The organism is Streptomyces flavofungini, from assembly GCF_041028215.1.
Taxonomy (GTDB): domain Bacteria; phylum Actinomycetota; class Actinomycetes; order Streptomycetales; family Streptomycetaceae; genus Streptomyces; species Streptomyces flavofungini_B.
On the sequence record NZ_JASKYR010001011.1, the window covers coordinates 1 to 2,490 of the forward strand.

A 2,490-nucleotide genomic window follows, 5' to 3' on the forward strand; every position below is an offset into this window, starting at 1 on the left:
TCACAGGACCGATCCGCGTCTCGGGACCGGTCCACGCCTCGGGACCGGTCCGTGCCGGGTGACGGACGGCAGGGCGGACCGCTGATCCTGACGGAGGATGTGGAGCTTCTCGACGACCTGCTGCGGCTCTGTGCCGCCGCGGGCGCGCGACCGGAGGTGCACCACGGCGGCCCGGGGCGCGGGGCGGGATGGGATTCGGCCCCGCTCGTCCTGGTCGGTGACGACGCGGCGGACCGGGTGCGCGGCGCCGCCCGGCGGCGTGGGGTCGTGCTGGTCGGGCGGGATCAGGACGATTCCGGTGTCTGGCGGCGCGCGGTGGAGATCGGCGCCGACCATGTCCTGCTCCTGCCCGACGGCGAGCAGTGGCTGGTGGACCGCATCGCCGATGTGGCGGAGGGAGCCGGGCGGCCGGCCCTGACCGTCGGCGTCATCGGTGGACGCGGCGGTGCGGGCGCCTCCACGCTGTCCTGCGCCCTGGCGGTCACGGCGGCGCGGGCCGGCAGGCGCACGATGCTCGTCGACGCCGATCCGCTCGGCGGCGGCCTGGACGTCCTCCTCGGGGGTGAGTCGGCCGACGGCCTGCGCTGGCCGGCGTTCGCCGCGTCACGTGGCCGGGTCGGCGGGGAGGCGCTCGAGGAGTCCCTGCCGGAGCTGCACGCGCTGCGGGTCCTGTCCTGGGACCGGGGCGAGGCGGTGACGGTCGCCCCGGAGGCCGTGCGAGCGGTGGTGTCGGCGGCCCGCAGGCGCGGTGGTGTGGTCGTGGTGGACCTGCCGCGCCGGGTGGACGAGCCGGTCGCGGAGGCACTGGCCCAGGTGGATCTGGGGCTTCTGGTGGTGCCGCCGGAGCTGCGGGCGGTGGCAGCGGCCCGGCGGGTCGCGTCGGCCGCCGGACTGGTCCTGCGGGACCTGCGGGTGGTGATCGGCGCGGGAGTGGGACCGGGCGGCCAGGGCGACCGAGGCGTGCTCGACCCGGAGGAGGTAGCGGGTCTCCTCGGGCTTCCGCTTGCCGGTGAGGTGCCCTGGGAAGCGGGCCTTTCGGCGGCGCAGGCCGCTGGGGTGCCGCCGGGCGGCCTCGCGCGCGGGCCACTGGCCCGGTTCTGTGCCGCCTTCTGGGGCCGCGTGCCGGTCGATGCCGTGGGCGGTGGCGTATGAGTGCCGTCGTCGGGGCGCGGATGCTGGACGGGGTGCGCCAGTGGCTCGCGGAGAGCGGCAAGGAGCCGACTCCCGCCCGGGTCGCCGAGGCGCTGCGGGCCCAGGGCAGGGTCCTTGGGGACGCGGAGGTGCTGGGCGCCGCAGCGCAGTTGCGCTCGGAGCTGGTCGGTGCGGGCCCGCTGGAGCCCTTGCTGGCGGACGACTCCGTGACCGATGTGCTGGTCTCCGCGCCCGACCGGGTCTGGGTGGACCGTGGCGGCGGTCTCGAGCTCACCGGAATCACGTTCGCGGACGCAGGCGCGGTGCGGCGGCTCGCCCAGCGCCTGGCCGCCGTCGCGGGGCGGCGCCTGGACGACGCGCGGCCCTGGGTGGACGCCCGCCTGCCGAGCGGCACACGGCTGCACGCGGTCCTGCCGCCGGTCGCCGTGGGCTCCACCTGCCTCTCGCTGCGGGTCGTGCGCCCCCGCGCCTTCACCCTGGCCGAGCTGGTCGAGGCGGGCACGGTGCCGCCCGACGGCGACCGCGTGCTGCGGGCGTTGCTCGACGCCCGCCTGTCGTTCGTGATCAGCGGCGGGACGGGCAGCGGCAAGACGACGCTGCTGAGCGCCCTGCTCGGCCTCGTCGGACCGACGGAGCGGATCGTGCTGGCCGAGGACTCCGCCGAGCTGCGCCCGGAGCATCCGCACGTGGTCCGCCTGGAATCCAGGCCCGCGAACCAGGAGGGCGCCGGACACGTGGGCCTGGACGACCTCGTCCGCCAGGCACTCCGCATGCGGCCCGACCGGCTGGTCGTCGGCGAGGTGCGGGGCGCGGAGGTCATCCACCTGCTGGCCGCGCTGAACACGGGACATGAGGGCGGCTCAGGCACGGTTCACGCCAACGCCGCCGCGGACGTCCCCGCCCGCCTGGAGGCCCTCGGAACGGCCGCGGGGCTCGACAGGGCGGCACTGCACAGCCAGTTGGCGGCGGCTCTCTCGGTGGTGATCCATCTGGTCCGCGACCGGCAGGGGCGGCGGCGCATCGCGGAGGTGCATGTGCTGGAGCGGGCTCCCTCGGGACTGGTGGTGACGGTGCCCGCGCTGCGGTGGGGCGCCAAGTCCTTCGACGAGGGCCCGGGCTGGGAGCGCCTCAAGGCCCTGCTCGGCGGCGATGCGTGGGGTGACCGGACATGAATCCGTCCGATCTGAGCCCCTCCGCCATGAGCGCGTCGATATGGGCGGCGGTGCTGGGTGCGGGGTGCGCGGCCTGGCTGTGGGCCGGGCGGGGCAAGGAGGCCGGAAGGGCCCACGCGGTGCTCGCGGCCGGGGTGCCGGTGGAGCCGGGCGGGTGGTCCTGGCG

2 protein-coding genes are annotated in these 2,490 nt (G+C 76.6%); both read left to right on the top strand.

Going from position 1 to position 2,490, the window contains the following annotated elements; genetic code table 11:
- Positions 1-51 precede the first annotated feature (51 nt).
- A complete protein-coding gene (gene ssd, locus AB8Z36_RS37745; protein WP_369217893.1) occupies positions 52-1,152 on the top strand; it encodes a septum site-determining protein Ssd in 1,101 nt (366 codons plus the stop codon).
- Positions 1,149-2,324 carry a TadA family conjugal transfer-associated ATPase gene (locus AB8Z36_RS37750; RefSeq protein ID WP_369217894.1) on the top strand — a complete coding sequence of 392 codons (1,176 nt, stop codon included), beginning with the start codon at positions 1,149-1,151 and terminating at the stop codon, positions 2,322-2,324. The genes ssd and AB8Z36_RS37750 overlap by 4 nt, the downstream gene beginning before the upstream one ends.
- Positions 2,325-2,490 lie beyond the last annotated feature (166 nt).